Genomic DNA, 15836 nt, shown 5'->3' with positions numbered 1-15836 from the left:
TATATTTAATATTAAGATTATAATAAACGCTTTTTAATAAACCGAAAAGGCATTAAGAACATTTTTCCTAACTTATAATCAATTGTTTTTCGAAGATTTTGCGACCCCATTTCTAAAGCTTCCATTTGTAAAAAAACATTATCTATCATTAATTCATGATACGTATTCCACAAATCTTTATGCTTTTTATAAATATATCTCCACAGTTCATATTTATGAAATTTGTCTGCTTCAGAATTTCTTGATTTTGATTTTTTTCTATAATTAAATAAATATTCTTCTATTATTTTAATTTCCCATCCGGCCTTTACTACCGAAATATTAAACTCCCAATCTTCATAACCTTTTCTCATATTTTCATCGTAACCACCTACATCCAACCAGCATTTTTTCCTAAATAAATAATTTCCAGATGCACCATTACCAAGAATTAATGTTTCTAAATCTCCCCCACCAGGTTTAAACATTTCCATAATTCCTTCATCATTAAAAGTCTTAATCCAACAGCTTACTAATCCAACCTTATTATTAAGTGTGAGATAATCTAATGCTTTTGAAATAAAAACGGAATCAAAAAAATCGTCAGCATCTAATGTTAAAATATAATCTCCTTTCGCCTGTTTTATTCCTGTATTTCTTGCCGAGCTTGGACCTGAATTCTCTTGATATATAATTGTTAAATTTTCTTGCTCCAGAGTTTTTAGAACATTGTGCGTAGTGCTATCTGAGCCATCATCAATAATAATAATCTCTACATTTTTATGCGTTTGATTATTAATTGAGTTTACTGCTTCTTGAATATATTTATGGTCGTTATAGCAAGGAATAATTACAGATACCTGACAATTTGAATTTGACTTCATACTTTTAAGTTAAATAGTTCTTTCCTAACTCTCTGTTTTGCAAAACACTTAACTCTATACTTTTTTTGTCTATAAGTTTATATTTAGTTTTGTTAATTAGGTAGTCTGTAAAATTAAATTTTAATAAACTTATAATTGATTCTTTAAAAAAATAGTTTTTTATCTTACTAATTTCCTTATAATCCTCCGATTGAATATTCGCATATTTTACCCTTATCCTATTCAGGAATTTATTATAATATTTTTCAGAACCTTTAACAAAGTCAACAGTGTTATTATTATCGCTATCGTGTTTTATAACTGTTTTAGGTGTGACACCAATTTTTAAATTATGGTAAAGTACTCTTTGACAGTAATTATCATCTTCTCCATATAAAAAGAACATAGGATCAAAACCTCCAACAATCTCAAGGGTCTTTTTAGGTAGGAACCAAGCCGCTGCATTTATCATTTCAACCTCATAAATTTCTTTCATCACTTTATTTAAAATGGAATCAGAAATCAAATCCTTACCCTTACGATTTATATAATATAAAAAACTCATATCCAATAAAGAACCCTTTCCATCTGAATGTATGGGACTAATTACTCCAAAATCCGGATTATTACCTGATACTTCTAAGAGTTTTTCAATAGTATTTTTTTCTATAACAGTATCCTGATTTAATAAAAAAACAAAATCACTATTTAATTCTAGTGCTAATGAAATCCCCAGATTATTTGCACGACCAAATCCTAAATTTTCATCAGCCTCGATAAGTTTAATTTTTTTCGAATAATTATCCCTTAAAAAGCTGTAAGTGCTATCCGTACTACAATTATCAACAACTATAATCTCAGGCAATACAATACTTTCAAGAATAGAATTGATACAATTTTCTATCCATTTCATACCATTAAAAGTAACAATAACTACACTTATTTTCATTTTTTAATCTATAACAAATATACTTTAACTTAAAATCGACTGAAATCCTGACTTTAAACCTATTATAAAAAATCTCATAATTTCACGAACAAACTCTTTTAATATATCTTGCCAAATTTCCTACCGAACTATAGCGTTTAAAAAACTTCCATCTTTTTTTAGGATGAAAATACCATGAAATAGTTTTATAAAATTTTTTATTAAGTAATTCTCCCTCGTTAATTTGATTTCTTTTATTTACCGAAGATGCTTGATCGTAATGGAGTCTAAAAGATACTAACTCCTCATCGATAAACCCAATCTTATAATATTTCATTAAACGATACCAATAATCAATATCAAGTGTCTGTTTTAAATGTTCATCAAAAAGGCCAATTTTATCAACGCACCTTTTCTTTAATAAAACTGCTGTAGGTTCACCAATTTTATTTAAAGGATTATCATTCATTAAATATAAATCAGAAAGATATTTTTTACCATCTAATACGCCGGCCGCGACATCTATCGCAAACCATTTTTTATGAAGTATTCCACCATAATTAATCCATGCTTTATGCTCCAAATTATTAGCGTCATGTAAAATAGTTCGCTTACAATATACCAAACCTATATTATTATTTGTTATGGCTAATTCTATCATTTTCTCAATACAATCAGGGCGCATTAAATCATCTTGAAAAAGAAATTTTATATATTCTCCTCTCGCATATCTAATACAATTATTCCAATTGGCACCAATACCATTTGGTTTATGATTATAAATATAATATGATATTTTAGAATTCTTTAGCTTGTCATTTATAATAGTTAATGTATCATCATTTGAATCATCATCTGAAATTATAATTTCGATATTATTGTAAGTTTGGTTTATTGCAGCATCTAGAGCTTCACCAATAAATTTAGCTCCATTATAAGTAGGAATACATAATGAGACTAAAGGAAAATTATAATTTTTCATAATTCATATTAACTTAAATTAAAACAATTAAACTTTTAATAAAAAGAATAATGTTTTCAAAAACCTTATGTTTTTATTATCACTTCCTTTGTAGCTTCCAAATAAGCGGTTCCCCATTTTTGACAAGGTTCTAAATGGTTACCTTCAGCCCATTCATTCCATGCGTTAATAAATAAAAAATTTTCTTCAACCAATTCCCAAGGATAATTTTGTTTAATATGACTTAACCAGTTTTTATATTTTTCTGGTGTAGAATCATGTATTATAATACTATTGTTGTGTCGCCTTGCAGAATTATCCCACATTGGGGTTATTCCGGGATAAACATCTTCTTTATAGGCTGTTCTCATTTGTTTACTTACATAATTCGAATAATCAATAAAATAATTCAAATCCTTTACTTTAATTCTCATTTTTTTTCTAATCTTTCTTATTGCTTTCTGAAAAAAAGTTCTCGGAAACGGCGTCCTGGCTGGGCAATTCGAATTAGGATGAAACTCAAAAGCAAAATCAAACCCCTTGCTTGCCGGCTTAAATTGATTCTCATCTTTATGCGCAAATCCAATGTATAAATCTGGAAAACCTGCGTCTTTAACTGCTTTTCTCCATATTGCAATTGTTTTTTCTATATCTGGAAAAAGACTTGGCCTATAAATAATAAAAACCGGTTTTCCATTTACCTTAATATATCGATCGTCTTTAAAATAATTAATAAGGTGATTTATATGAACTAAATCATCTTCAAAAGCATATTCTTGTTTTAATAAAACTTCTTTATCTAAACCATCCCATGCTCTTGTCCAATTTTCATTAGCCCAACACATCATAAAAGATAAATTCTCTTTAGGGTTTTTAAGTTTTCTATCTAACGGTTCTTGTAATAATTTCTTACCATTAAACCAATAATGGTAATAACAAAACCCTTGGATGCCATAATCTTTTGCCATTTGCTCTTGAGCTAATCTCGCCTCCTCAAGTCTTAGATCGTAAAAACCTAAGTCGGCAGGTAAATGTGGTTGATAATGACCTTCAAATCGAGGTTGTGCTTTTGTCACATTAGTCCATTCAGTAAAACCTTTACCCCACCAAGTATCATTTTCACGAATGGGATGAAATTGAGGTAAGTAAATTGCAATTGGTTTTATATTATCCATTTTTTTTAGTTTGTTATTACTCTTGTATTATAAAAATCGTAATATAATAGCTATTTTAGATTTTTCACAAGTCTTTTTTTAATAATTAAAAGTATAGGTGGAATGAATAATTTGATTGTTTTTTTTAAGTTAAACTCTTTTTTGGGCTTCAAAATCTTCAATTTATCAGAACAAAATTGCAGCGCTTCTTTATCTCCTATATTTTCAAAAAACGATTGTATATTTTTGTTCGCTTGCAAAAAATACTCTTTCATTTTTTCGTTATCAGCACAAAGTGATTTATTATGAATACGATAACTTACTAGTGACTCCTGCAAATTATAGATTCCTGAAGAATAATAAAACAATTGTACCCAAAATACCCAATCTTCGTGATTTACAAGGGATTCATCAAAGTCTATAAATCGATTTTGATGTAATAATTTACTTTTGAACAATACACAGTGACAAGGTATTGATAAATCTATTTCCCAATTAATGATAATATCTCTAATATAATTGGATACATCTGGAAAAGGATTCCTATATCTTGATGATAAAAAACTCCCGGTTTGTTGATCAAAAGGAAAGAAATCACATATTACAATATCAATCATTTCATTAAAATAAGTAAGCTGCTTTTCTATTTTAAACTTACTCATAAAATCGTCTGAGTCAAGAAACTGTATAAACTCTCCTTTTGCTAAATGTAATCCAGCATTTCTTGCTGAACTTGCTCCTCCATTTTTCTTATAAACATACTTAAATCGGCCATCTTTAACAATCCATTTTTCTACCAATTCTTTAGTATTATCTGAACTTCCATCATCCACGATAATGCATTCCCAGTTTGTATGAGTTTGATCTAAAACAGACTGCAAAGCATCATTTAAATATTCTGCCCGGTTATAGCTTGGAATTATAATAGATACGCTGGAACTCATTAAATTGTTTTTGAAATTAAATATTTAAAACTCGTAAAACTGATAAAATTGCCTAGCAAAAAAGATAATTTGACAGTCATCTTTTTATATTCAAAATGATCTAAGAGGATTTTTAATTGGCTACAGTTTGATTTTGTCAAATACAATTTAATCCATCTTAGAATCCAGTTTTTTACAAAAGGCATAGCATTCATTTCCTGAATGTCATCAGCATTAAAATTCTTCATAATAGATTTTAAAACCATATCTGTGACAAATCTATCCGAAGATGAAGATGATGCAGAATGAACCCGATAAACTGATAAAGGCAGATCGAGTGATCTGAATCTATACTTATTTTTCAGCAACCTTAACCATAAATCATAATCTTCAGCAGGAACACAATTCTCATCAAAAAAATTAATCTGTTCAACAGCAGCCTTTTTTACTAAGACTGTTAAAATTGGAATTTGATTTACTTCAATAAAATTAGCTATACCGGTATTACCAAAATATGTTTTCTTTGGAATTCCCATTTTCTCCATCTTTGGATCAAAAATATCTAATTGATCTTTATTTGAAAAATATGCGTCGGTAAAAATTAAATCAAAATTTTCTAAATCAAAATGTAATAAACTCAATTCTAATTTATTTGACAGCCATAGATCATCTGAGTCTAAAAAGGCTAAAATTTCACCCCTTGCGTTTTTTATTCCATTATTCCTGGCAATAGCTTGCTTTGCATTGTCTTGATAGATATAGATAATTCTTTTATCTTTAGCAGCATATCCTTTACAAATTATACCAGTATCGTCCAAAGATCCGTCATCAATAATTATTAATTCCCAATTTTGGTACGTTTGCTCCAAAACACTTTTTATACTCGTCTCAATATAACTACCAGCATTAAAAGCTGGCATAATGATACTGACCAAATAATTATCCTTCATTTTTGAAATTATTAAAAATTAACGATGAACATTCTCTAATCCCAAAAAAGTTAATTCCGTCTTTTATTAAATTTAAATAGCTAAGAGAAAATCGATCAGGATGAAGTTGTATTGATTCTTTAAGCAAATAATCTCTAACACTGCGCATGTTACCATTATTACAATTTGGAATTTCAGATACGATTTCTTTTAAATTTAAATAACTATAGTGTTTTTGTTTAAAAGCTGAAGTACTTGAGTAAATTCCTCCATCATGCAATCTGTATACACCAGAATAAAAATCAAGTAAAAGACCATCGCCTTTGCTCAGGCAAAGTGTATAAAGAGAATTATCTTTATGATATCTTAATTTTTTCAATAAATCCAAATCAAGAGCCTCTTTTCTAAATAATGTTGTTAAAGTATAAGTACAATAAGGTGTAAAAACAGTATCTAAATCTATCTTAAAACCTCCATCTACACCTACTTGATCAGCCCACTCTGGTCTTTCTAAAGACGATAACATCTGTGATTCTTGCTTAACGAAATACTTAGTCCAACAAATTGAATAATTTGCATTATTCTCTAAAAAATCAACTTGTTTTTGGAGTTTCAATGGATCTGTCCAATAGTCGTCTGCTTCTAGTAAAGCAATATATTTGGCTTCACTTTCAAAACATGAGTTAAAAACGTTGTAGGCATTTAAGTTTGCTCCTATATTATTTTTATTTAGGAACAGTTCAATTTTATTTTGATATTTTGATTTTAATTTTAGACAAATTGCACGTGTATTATCTATTGAGCAATCTTCTCCTATAAATAATTTATATTCAAAATCAGTTTTTTGTGCCATTACGGACTCTACTGCTTCTTCAATGAATTTTTCATGATTGTAAGTAACCATCCATATTGCTACAAAAGGAGTACTTTTATTTCCAGAGTGCATATCCAAAACCTGTTTTACCAAATCCATTACCATTATATAACATCAAAAAATCATTATTATTTTTAAAAACGTATGGATAAGAAATCATTTCAGAATCCCAATCATTATCTTTTGAAATATCAATAGCTGCGAGACTGTCTTTACGCTCCCAATTGATTCCGTCAGAAGATTCGGCATATCCAATTCGATAAGAATTTTGTAAATTAGTCCTGTAGTCACTTTTTTTTCTTTTTCCAAACCACATCTTGTAAAGATTATTTTCTTTAACAACTGAAGCACTAACCAAACCACCTTCATCTTCATCCAATTCAATTGCAACTTTACCTGTTTGCTTCCAATTGATGCCATCTAAAGATTCAGCATATTTTATATTGTATATTGGTTCTGGTTTATCATCAAAAATTTCCCACCTTATGCATGACAGGTACCACATTTTAAACACTCCTTCATCAATCATAACAAAAGAGGTCCCAGAAAAATATGGCTCAATATTATTGACAGAAATTATAGGTCCTTCAGATGTTTTTTTAAATGTTTTCCCTCCATCTTGACTTATTGCAAGTCCGATAGCATTTTGAAAAGGAACTGTTTGTCTTGTTGTCCAACCTATATAATACAGATATTTTTTGTCGCCAACATTAATAATAGATGAAGGCATTATTCCAGAATCATCAAATGTTCCAAGGTTTCCAAAATTAAACAAAGGTTTGTTATTCTCAAATAGAACTATTTTAGGATCTTTTTTATCAACTTCAATATATGAAACATTACTTTTTCCCGAATTATTTCTTGTTGCGTAATAAATTCTAATTCTATCAGAAAGCATATCAACAACAGGAACTTGAGCATGACTTTTATTCCACTCATAAGCACCATCAACATTGTAGATTAATCCCTTCTTGATCCACATAATTTTTTATAGTTTTTTAGTCGATATTTCAGATTTAACTGCCGGATTTCCTTTATATAAACCCCATGATTCTGTATTCTTGATAATGCTTGCTGACATTGCTACAAAAGTTCCTTCTCCAATTTTTACCCCGTCTCTTATTGTCGAATTTACTCCAAAGGTACAATAACTTTCAACTACACAATGCCCCGAAAGTACAACATGTGATGTAAACATAACATGATCTTTTATAATACTATGATGCCCAATATGGTTACCACTCCATAAAATAACATTATTCCCAATTGATGTAAAAGGCTGAATTGTATTGTTTTCCAAAATAAAGCAATTATCTCCTATCAAATTATTAAATAAAGTTGCCTTACTACTCACATAACTAATCAATTCGTATCCTTTTGCTTTAATATTATTGTAAATATTTTCTCTAAGTTTATTCATTTTTTGCGGAGCCATTGGAGCAAAAAATTTATAATCTATTGGAGAGTATATTTTTTCAATATTTTCAAATGGTATAATAGGTAAATCATGAAAAAAATTATTCTCTGGCAAATAATCTTTATTGACACTAAAAGCAACAACTTCGTGTTCTGAATCATTTTCTAGATAATAATGTGCTAACTCAGCAAAATCCTGAATTCCAAAAATTATAATTTTTGCCATATTTTCATTTTTTAAAAACATAGACTGTATACTCATACAATCCATAATCATTTCTAATAATATAATTTCTTGTAAGATTTTTACATAAAAAATCACTTAGTGTATCATGTGAAACATGAAATAAATCTTCTCGCTCCCAATCTACATTCTTAGACATTACATTAAAAGCAAAACCATTATTACATTTTTCATAAATAACCGTAATCATTTTTGTAAAATAATTCCACATTTCATCATAAGACAACTCCCTTTTTTCAGTAAAAACACCGTTCATTACGACATAGTCAAAGGTGCCAATACTATCTTTAGAATCCAATATATCAATACAGTAAAAAGAATTATCAGTATATTTTTTTTTTGCAACGTCAACAAATTTTTGAGAAATATCTAAACCTGAATAAATTATATTTTTAATATTATTTCTTTGAATAAAATCTAAAAGATGACCTGTTCCACAACCAAAATCTAATAAAGACACATTATGATCGCTTGCTTCACTTAATAATATAATATCTAACATTATTTTATAACGAGTATCAACATCTTCCAGCTTTGGCCAATCAACCCCTAAATGATTATCACCATACTTGTCCAAACAGCTTTCATAATGTTCTATTATTTTATTATATTCTTTCATATCAGTTCATATTGATTTAAAAAATCTTTTATTCTTTCTGGTGAATTAAACATCATAATATCAATTATTGATAAATAAGGTATAAAGTTTCCTTTAAATTGAGAATAATTAACTGGATTTGATTTAATGAAATTTAATGAAATATCATGCTTTAAAAATAATTCTTTATCATATAATGCCAAACCTCCTATAGCATTAATGTAAGTCGTTGCATTAAGTTTTTTACAGATCTCAATAATTTTATCCTGACCTTTTAAATTACTGTCCTTCGCTATTTCAGAAGAAATAATCACATCCGTTTTTATCGATAAAAAATCACAAATTTTAGACAAAGAATAAATTATTAATTTGGATAGATTTATCTCTTCTTGCATTATTATATCTTGAAGAACAGGGAAAACTTTTTCAAAAAAAGGAGCTCTTACATATGCTAATCTTAAAGTTTTCAATAAATCTTTTTTCCAGTTTGGATTTGCAACAATTTCAATTTGATTAATCAACTTATTTTGACTAGCACCTTTTAAATCAATACTAAACAAAAATTGCTTTTCATTAACCAAAATATTATTTCTATTTATCCATCCCCTTTTAATAAAATTAACATCATCATAAATTACGAAAGTATCTACAGCACTTATCAATTGGAAATAACCAATGTAAGGCAAAAAATAGGGTTGCATTATGGCTACTTTCATTACAAATTTTCATTTATTATAGAAACTATTGTTTTCAATTGTTGAGAAGATATTCCTACATACAAAGGCAGACATAATATTCTTGCTGAGATACTTTCAGAAATCGGCATCATTGCTCCTTTTGTGTATTCAATCGTATTTAAAGAAGGATAAAAATAACGTCTTGGAAAAATTTTATTTTCATTTAGTTTTTTTTCAACTCTTAAAAGTTGCTCCTCAGTTCGACATACAATTGGATAATAACTATAGTTCCAAAGAGTATTTTCTCTTATTTTTAAAACCTGAATCTGTAACAAATCTAAATTTGTGCCATAATAATCTATTATTTTTTTTCTTTCAAAAAGTATCTCATCCATATAAGGTAGCACACTTAATCCCATTGCGGCCTGTAGTTCAGAAATTTTTCCGTTAATCCCTACTCCATGAAATGCTAAAGCTCCATTGTGTCCAAAATTATGACTATAAAACAATTTATGCTGCAGATTAATATCCTTAGAAAATATTGCCCCACCTTCCCCCGTATGAAATAATTTTGTTGCGTGAAAACTGCAGGTACTTATGTCACCGTAATCAAAAATAGATTTATCATTGTATTTTACACCAAAACAATGTGCGGCATCATAAATCACTTTTAAATCATGCTTTTTTGCAATCAACTCGATTGCATTAACGTTACAAGGATTACCAAAAACATGAGTGGCTAAAATAGCAGTTGTTTTACTTGTAATAGCTTTCTCAATTTTAGTTTCGTCAATTGTTAAATATTCTGGATGAATATCTACAAAAATTGGTTTACAATTCTCCCATACTATTGCTGCTGAAGTGGCTACATAAGAAAAAGGTGTAGTAATAACTTCACCCCCTTTACCTAATATCTTTAGAGCTATTTGAAGTGGTACTGTTCCATTATTAGTGACAATAATATTTGAAACTTCTAAATGGCGTTTTAGTTTTTCTTCCAGTTCCAAAACCAACTCCCCACGATTGGTCAGCCATTGATTGTCCCAAGCACGTTGTAGTTGCTTATGATATTCCTTGATGGGTGGTAAAAAAACTTTGGTTACGTTAATCATTAGCTTTCCCAGTAATTTGCCAATCAGCTTCTAAATGAAATGGAACCCACATTTCGGTTTCACTTTCAATTTGAAAAATATCGACATTATTTATTCGCAATATAGGAGATTTGTTTTCAAAATGATTTACTGATAAATCATAGGTATAAATTCCTTGAGCAAATAAAACCTTAGGTATTTTTATTTCTACGACCAATTTATCATTTGCTAATTCACAACTCATTTTTTCATTAAAGATACCTGCTATTGAACGCTGTTCCTTATCCCTAAACTCTATATAAATTAAGGGAATATTAAAACTCTCTTCTTTAAATTCCATTTCCAATTCAATTGTCAAATCATCTCCTCTTTGTAAAGTCGTATTATTCTTATTTGTTGAATACTTTATCAGACTAACTGTTCCGTCATCAAACATTATACTCTTTTCATTAGAGTTAAATCGATTGTAATAAGAATTTATACCTTTACTAACCTCTTTTCCTTGAAAAACAGCAATACCTTTCTCCATCAATAAAATTTGATTTGAAACCCTTGCTACCATTGGCATTGAATGAGAGACAAAAACCACAGCAGTATGTGGTAGCAACTGATCTATTTGCTTAAAACATTTCAAAATAAACCCTAAATCACCAACGGCCAAAACCTCATCAATTATTAATACATCTGGTTTCATTTGGGCTGCAACTGCAAATCCTAACCGAACTTGCATTCCGCTGCTATAATTTTGCACAGGCATATCTATAAATTCTCGAATCTCTGCAAAATCTATAATTTCATCTAATTTTGTTTCAATTTCAATTTTTGAAAGTCCTAATATTGCACCATTATTATAAATATTCTCTCTTCCTGTCAAAATTGGATTGAAACCTGCACCGAGTTCAATTAAGGCTCCTACTCGACCTTTAATGGTTACTTTTCCTTCATCAGGATTTATAAGTCCGTTTAAAATCTTTAGTAAAGTCGATTTTCCTGCACCATTATGTCCTATTAATCCAAGACACTCACCACGTCTTAATTCAAAATTTATATCTTTTACAGCCCAAAATTCATTATAACGTAATGAATTTTCATTCTTATTTCCCAATACATTATTGAACAAATCTTTTACACCATACCACAAACTAGTTTTTAAATCTTTGCAAAATTTCTTTGACAGATGCTCTACTTTTATCAACACTTCCTTTTCACTCATAACTTAAGCACTCATACGTTCAACAATTATAGGAATAGAGATTCTATAAAAAACTAAACCAATAAAAAATAGAGGAATACAGCAGGCAATAGTTACCAAATAATCTACCTGATATTCTAAAGCTTGTCCCATTAACAAACTCCTTGTTGTTATTAGCAAAGGAGCCAAAGGGTTTAATTCCATTAATATTCTAAGTAAACCTGCTTTAGGAATAGCATAAACAACAGGAGTTGCATACATTAGAAATCCAAGTCCCATACTTATAATTTTTCCAATATCATTATAGAGCATTCCTAAAGGTGTAATAAATAGCCCGATTGTCGTTCCAAAAAAAACAATTCCTAAAAAAGCAAAAGGAAAAAATAAAAGAGAAGCATGAAAACCAACACCATAAATGGCTAAAAAAAACAACAATAAAGCTATTTTTACAAAACTGTTTGATATTAATTTATAGACTCCTGATAAGATTAAAGCTTCCTTAGGAAAATTAATTTTAGAAAGTATACCACGAGCCGCATTCGTATTTGCCATTGGTGCATTTATAGAATCTGTCAAAATTGACCAAAGCAAAGTACCCGAAAAAACATAAACAGGGTATGGAACCCCTGTATCTGTTAATTTGACAGTTCCTGATTTACTTAAAATAACCCAAACTAAGGCTGTTGTTAATGGTGTAATAAATGCCCAAACGATTCCTAAATATGATTGTCGATATTGTGCCTTAATATCACGAATAGCTAATTGTTTTGCCAAAAATCGTGAACTGTACATGTCATTAAGGCTTTCTTTTAAAAGTTTGACAATATTACTATTGTTTTTTTTTTGATAAACCGTAGTTTTTAATTCCATTTAAATATTTAAAAATAATTTATTTTATTATCCTTTGGCTATCTCTGTTTTTCATCAGAGAGTTCAAATTAACAAGATTTTTAGTCGCTTAAAAATTACCGAAAAAGCAAAAAGGTGTTTTTTAAAAAACACCTTTTGTAATTATTTATTTGAACTAGAGTATAATTTTATTTATCTAAAACTTCAAAAGTAGAATTCATGCTTTTGAATTCAGGAACTATTTTTTTCATCTTCGTTACTATATCTTCATTATCATAAAAATCTGCAATCCCAATAAGTTCATCAATTTCAATATGCAAATTTTCATACTCATCTTGTATTTCCTGCGCAATCATAATTTTGTTATGATATGTTGGTAACGTCTTAGAAGTATCATTTAATAATTCTTCATATAATTTTTCACCTGGCCTTAATCCAACTATCTTAATTTTTATTTCTTTATCCGGAATAAATCCAGCCAGTTTAATCATTTTTTTTGCCAAATCAATGATTCTAACTGGTTTTCCCATATCGAAAATATAAATTTCCCCCCCGTTACCCATTGCTCCAGCCTCTAAAACCAACTGACAAGCTTCTGGAATAGTCATGAAATAACGAATAATATCCTGATGCGTTATAGTAACCGGACCACCTTCGGCAATTTGTTTGGTAAACAAAGGCACCACTGATCCGTTTGATCCTAATACATTTCCAAAACGAGTTGTAATGAATTTAGTCCCCTTTTCAGAATTTTCTCTTTGATTTTTCAAGAATAAAGATTGAACGTATTTCTCAGCTATTCGCTTACTCGCTCCCATAACATTACTAGGATTAACCGCCTTATCTGTTGATACCATTACAAATTTCTTGACATGATATTTACAAGATAAGTCAGCTAAATTCTTAGTTCCTTTTATATTTGTTTGAATTGCCTGTGACGGATTCTCTTCCATCAAAGGAACATGTTTATAAGCAGCTGCATGAAAAACAACATGCGGATTATAATTTTTAAAGACCTTTTCTAATGCTTTTTTACTTCTCACATCTGCAATCACTGCCACAATTTTTGATTCAGAAGCTAATGTTAAAGTTTCCAGACATAAATTATGAAGTGGTGTCTCTGCATGATCTAGAATAATAACCATTTTGGGATTAAAGCCCAATACTTGTCTTACTATTTCACTACCAATTGATCCAGCAGCTCCAGTAATAAGAACTGTTTTATCTTTTAATTGTTTTGAAATTGATTTACTATCCAGAACAATTGGTTTCCTTTCTAATAAATCTTCAATTTGGATATTTTTTACTTTCTGAGATATCTCTTTTTGATTCTCCCAATCTGATATCAACGGAACTGTATATACTCTATAATTAAATTCTAAACATTGATCAACAATAATCAATTGTTCTTCTTTGGATAAGCTTTTGTCTGCTATAATTACACTTTCTGCAGCTACAGAGCGCATTAGGGCAGGTAGTTTCTTTCTTAAAATCAAAATTGGTAAATCTAACATTCGCTTAGATGCATTCTGATTATTTTTATCTACAAATCCAACAATTTTAAATCTGGAAGGCGTTTCAAATTTCAACGCATTAGCTACCGAAATGGCATTTGCATCTGTTCCATAAATAACGGTTCTAATTAATTTAGAATTCGTTTTTTCTGAAAAGTATAATTCAAAAGTTTGTTTTACTATAACACGATACAAAAACAATCCACAAAATGACAATACTAAATTGATAAAAAGAGCGGTGTTTAAAAATGCTTTATGCCCTGTATATAATTCAAAAACTAAATTGAAAAATAAAAAAAACACTAAAACTGATGTTTGGGAAAACAACAATTTTATAGCATCAATATAACCTGAATGCCTAATAATCCCCGAATAAGTCCTAAAAAGCCAAAAGAAAAATACATTTATAGTAATTAAACTTCCAACAAAATAAAAATTATGAGAAGTAATAACATAACCTAATGCTGTCCCTTCAAACAACATATAAGTAAAAGTAAATGAAAAAATCAGTACCATAATATCTATGGCAACAATAATCCACCTTGGTAAATAACTAAGATTATTAATACTAGCTCTCAAATTCCTTGGTGAGAAAGAATTATGCAATATAGAGGCTATTTTGGTTTGTTTATCTGTATCCAATTTGGTTCAGTTTAATTTTGTAAACTTTGTAAGACTTGCAAAAATACAAATTAAAGGTCTCAAAAAATTATTTCTTAAGGTAAATTATACCTTTACACCTTTTTTCTTTTGTTTTAAAAATTCAATTAAATATGATCCGTATCCAGATTTAACTAAAGGCAAAGCTAATTCTTCAAGTTGAGCATCATTTATAAACCCCTGTCTCCAGGCAATTTCTTCAATACAACCAACTTTTAAACCTTGCCTCTCTTCGAGAACTTGTACAAATTGACCTGCTTGCATTAAACTATTAAAAGTTCCCGTATCAAGCCATGCTGTACCTCTGCTTAATATACCTACTTTTAAAGCTCCTTTTTCAAGATAAACTTTATTCACATCAGTAATTTCATATTCACCTCTAGTACTTGGCTGAATATTTTTAGCAATCTCTACAACAGAATTATCATAAAAATAAAGACCAGGAACTGCGAAATTAGATTTTGGATTTTGTGGTTTTTCTTCAATAGAAATCGCTTTGTGATTTTCATCAAACTCTACAACTCCGTAACGTTCCGGATCTGAAACATGATAAGCAAAAACAACTCCTCCTTCAGGCTTTGTGTTTGATTTTAAAAGTTCTTGCATATTGGAACCAAAAAAAATATTATCTCCCAAAATTAGTGCAACATTATCATTCCCAATAAATTCTTCCCCAATCACAAAAGCTTGTGCCAAACCATTTGGAATACTCTGTTCTGCGTAACTGAATTTACAACCTAAAGATGATCCATCTCCCAGCAATTTCTTGAAATTTGGCAAATCGTGTGGAGTTGAGATAATCAAGATTTCATTAATTCCAGACATCATCAATGTCGATAACGGATAATAAATCATTGGCTTATCATATACCGGCATCATTTGCTTGCTCATGGCAAGTGTTAAAGGATGTAAACGAGTACCTGAACCTCCGGCTAAAATAATTCCTTTCATAAATTCTTATTTTATATTTTAGACCTTAAACTT

Annotated in this window: 16 protein-coding genes; all 16 read right to left on the bottom strand. The window is 29.3% G+C overall.

Features of this window, described 5'->3' with window-relative positions; translation table 11 throughout:
- Positions 1–17 precede the first annotated feature (17 nt).
- On the bottom strand, positions 18–863 hold the full coding sequence (locus LPB88_RS15195) for a glycosyltransferase family A protein (RefSeq protein ID WP_230716511.1): 846 nt from the start codon (positions 861–863) through the stop codon (positions 18–20).
- A 4-nt stretch (positions 864–867) separates the two neighbouring features.
- The gene (locus LPB88_RS15190) at positions 868–1791 is read right to left on the bottom strand and encodes a glycosyltransferase family 2 protein (protein ID WP_230716510.1); all 924 of its coding nucleotides are present in this window, start codon (positions 1789–1791) and stop codon (positions 868–870) included.
- Positions 1792–1873: 82 nt separating this feature from the next.
- A complete protein-coding gene (locus LPB88_RS15185) occupies positions 1874–2752 on the bottom strand; it encodes a glycosyltransferase (RefSeq protein ID WP_230716509.1) in 879 nt (292 codons plus the stop codon).
- Positions 2753–2817: 65 nt separating this feature from the next.
- Positions 2818–3906, bottom strand: a complete 1089-nt coding sequence (locus tag LPB88_RS15180; RefSeq protein ID WP_230716508.1) for a glycoside hydrolase family 99-like domain-containing protein — start codon at positions 3904–3906, stop codon at positions 2818–2820.
- 50 nt (positions 3907–3956) lie between these two features.
- Positions 3957–4829, bottom strand: a complete 873-nt coding sequence (locus LPB88_RS15175; protein ID WP_230716507.1) for a glycosyltransferase family 2 protein — start codon at positions 4827–4829, stop codon at positions 3957–3959.
- Positions 4829–5758 carry a glycosyltransferase gene (locus LPB88_RS15170; RefSeq protein WP_230716506.1) on the bottom strand — a complete coding sequence of 310 codons (930 nt, stop codon included), beginning with the start codon at positions 5756–5758 and terminating at the stop codon, positions 4829–4831. Before LPB88_RS15170 ends, LPB88_RS15175 begins: the two co-directional genes overlap by 1 nt.
- Positions 5748–6683: a glycosyltransferase gene (locus LPB88_RS15165; RefSeq protein ID WP_230716505.1), complete on the bottom strand. Its 936-nt coding sequence runs from the start codon at positions 6681–6683 to the stop codon at positions 5748–5750. The genes LPB88_RS15170 and LPB88_RS15165 overlap by 11 nt, the downstream gene beginning before the upstream one ends.
- Positions 6667–7593 carry a hypothetical protein gene (locus tag LPB88_RS15160; protein WP_230716504.1) on the bottom strand — a complete coding sequence of 309 codons (927 nt, stop codon included), beginning with the start codon at positions 7591–7593 and terminating at the stop codon, positions 6667–6669. Before LPB88_RS15160 ends, LPB88_RS15165 begins: the two co-directional genes overlap by 17 nt.
- Before the next feature lie 6 nt (positions 7594–7599).
- Positions 7600–8253: an acetyltransferase gene (locus tag LPB88_RS15155; RefSeq protein ID WP_230716503.1), complete on the bottom strand. Its 654-nt coding sequence runs from the start codon at positions 8251–8253 to the stop codon at positions 7600–7602.
- A 4-nt stretch (positions 8254–8257) separates the two neighbouring features.
- Positions 8258–8890: a class I SAM-dependent methyltransferase gene (locus tag LPB88_RS15150; RefSeq protein ID WP_230716502.1), complete on the bottom strand. Its 633-nt coding sequence runs from the start codon at positions 8888–8890 to the stop codon at positions 8258–8260.
- On the bottom strand, positions 8887–9585 hold the full coding sequence (locus LPB88_RS15145; RefSeq protein WP_230716501.1) for a WbqC family protein: 699 nt from the start codon (positions 9583–9585) through the stop codon (positions 8887–8889). Before LPB88_RS15145 ends, LPB88_RS15150 begins: the two co-directional genes overlap by 4 nt.
- Entirely contained in the window at positions 9585–10658 is a 1074-nt protein-coding gene (locus LPB88_RS15140; protein WP_230716500.1) for a DegT/DnrJ/EryC1/StrS aminotransferase family protein, read from the bottom strand. The genes LPB88_RS15145 and LPB88_RS15140 overlap by 1 nt, the downstream gene beginning before the upstream one ends.
- Positions 10651–11850, bottom strand: a complete 1200-nt coding sequence (locus tag LPB88_RS15135) for an ABC transporter ATP-binding protein (RefSeq protein ID WP_230716499.1) — start codon at positions 11848–11850, stop codon at positions 10651–10653. The genes LPB88_RS15140 and LPB88_RS15135 overlap by 8 nt, the downstream gene beginning before the upstream one ends.
- 3 nt (positions 11851–11853) lie before the next feature.
- Positions 11854–12699: an ABC transporter permease gene (locus LPB88_RS15130; RefSeq protein WP_230716498.1), complete on the bottom strand. Its 846-nt coding sequence runs from the start codon at positions 12697–12699 to the stop codon at positions 11854–11856.
- Positions 12700–12866: 167 nt separating this feature from the next.
- Complete coding sequence (locus LPB88_RS15125; RefSeq protein ID WP_230716497.1) at positions 12867–14834, bottom strand: nucleoside-diphosphate sugar epimerase/dehydratase; 1968 nt, start codon at positions 14832–14834, stop codon at positions 12867–12869.
- A gap of 84 nt (positions 14835–14918) precedes the next feature.
- On the bottom strand, positions 14919–15803 hold the full coding sequence (gene rfbA / locus LPB88_RS15120) for a glucose-1-phosphate thymidylyltransferase RfbA (RefSeq protein ID WP_230716496.1): 885 nt from the start codon (positions 15801–15803) through the stop codon (positions 14919–14921).
- Between the last annotated feature and the right edge of the window lie 33 nt (positions 15804–15836).

The sequence above is a fragment of the Flavobacterium sp. JAS genome (genome assembly GCF_020991455.1).
GTDB lineage: Bacteria > Bacteroidota > Bacteroidia > Flavobacteriales > Flavobacteriaceae > Flavobacterium.
This window is presented reverse-complemented; position numbering and strand designations above follow the sequence as displayed.

What these genes read in the sequence shown, in the direction of transcription:
- LPB88_RS15170 (WP_230716506.1), bottom strand. Translation starts at nt 5,758, where the DNA reads ATGAAGGATAATTATTTGGTCAGTATCATTATGCCAGCTTTTAATGCT.
- LPB88_RS15195 (WP_230716511.1), bottom strand. Translation starts at nt 863, where the DNA reads ATGAAGTCAAATTCAAATTGTCAGGTATCTGTAATTATTCCTTGCTAT.
- LPB88_RS15175 (WP_230716507.1), bottom strand. Translation starts at nt 4,829, where the DNA reads ATGAGTTCCAGCGTATCTATTATAATTCCAAGCTATAACCGGGCAGAA.
- LPB88_RS15155 (WP_230716503.1), bottom strand. Translation starts at nt 8,253, where the DNA reads ATGGCAAAAATTATAATTTTTGGAATTCAGGATTTTGCTGAGTTAGCA.
- rfbA (WP_230716496.1), bottom strand. Translation starts at nt 15,803, where the DNA reads ATGAAAGGAATTATTTTAGCCGGAGGTTCAGGTACTCGTTTACATCCT.
- LPB88_RS15190 (WP_230716510.1), bottom strand. Translation starts at nt 1,791, where the DNA reads ATGAAAATAAGTGTAGTTATTGTTACTTTTAATGGTATGAAATGGATA.
- LPB88_RS15160 (WP_230716504.1), bottom strand. Translation starts at nt 7,593, where the DNA reads ATGTGGATCAAGAAGGGATTAATCTACAATGTTGATGGTGCTTATGAG.
- LPB88_RS15140 (WP_230716500.1), bottom strand. Translation starts at nt 10,658, where the DNA reads ATGATTAACGTAACCAAAGTTTTTTTACCACCCATCAAGGAATATCAT.
- LPB88_RS15145 (WP_230716501.1), bottom strand. Translation starts at nt 9,585, where the DNA reads ATGAAAGTAGCCATAATGCAACCCTATTTTTTGCCTTACATTGGTTAT.
- LPB88_RS15165 (WP_230716505.1), bottom strand. Translation starts at nt 6,683, where the DNA reads ATGCACTCTGGAAATAAAAGTACTCCTTTTGTAGCAATATGGATGGTT.
- LPB88_RS15185 (WP_230716509.1), bottom strand. Translation starts at nt 2,752, where the DNA reads ATGAAAAATTATAATTTTCCTTTAGTCTCATTATGTATTCCTACTTAT.
- LPB88_RS15180 (WP_230716508.1), bottom strand. Translation starts at nt 3,906, where the DNA reads ATGGATAATATAAAACCAATTGCAATTTACTTACCTCAATTTCATCCC.
- LPB88_RS15135 (WP_230716499.1), bottom strand. Translation starts at nt 11,850, where the DNA reads ATGAGTGAAAAGGAAGTGTTGATAAAAGTAGAGCATCTGTCAAAGAAA.
- LPB88_RS15150 (WP_230716502.1), bottom strand. Translation starts at nt 8,890, where the DNA reads ATGAAAGAATATAATAAAATAATAGAACATTATGAAAGCTGTTTGGAC.
- LPB88_RS15130 (WP_230716498.1), bottom strand. Translation starts at nt 12,699, where the DNA reads ATGGAATTAAAAACTACGGTTTATCAAAAAAAAAACAATAGTAATATT.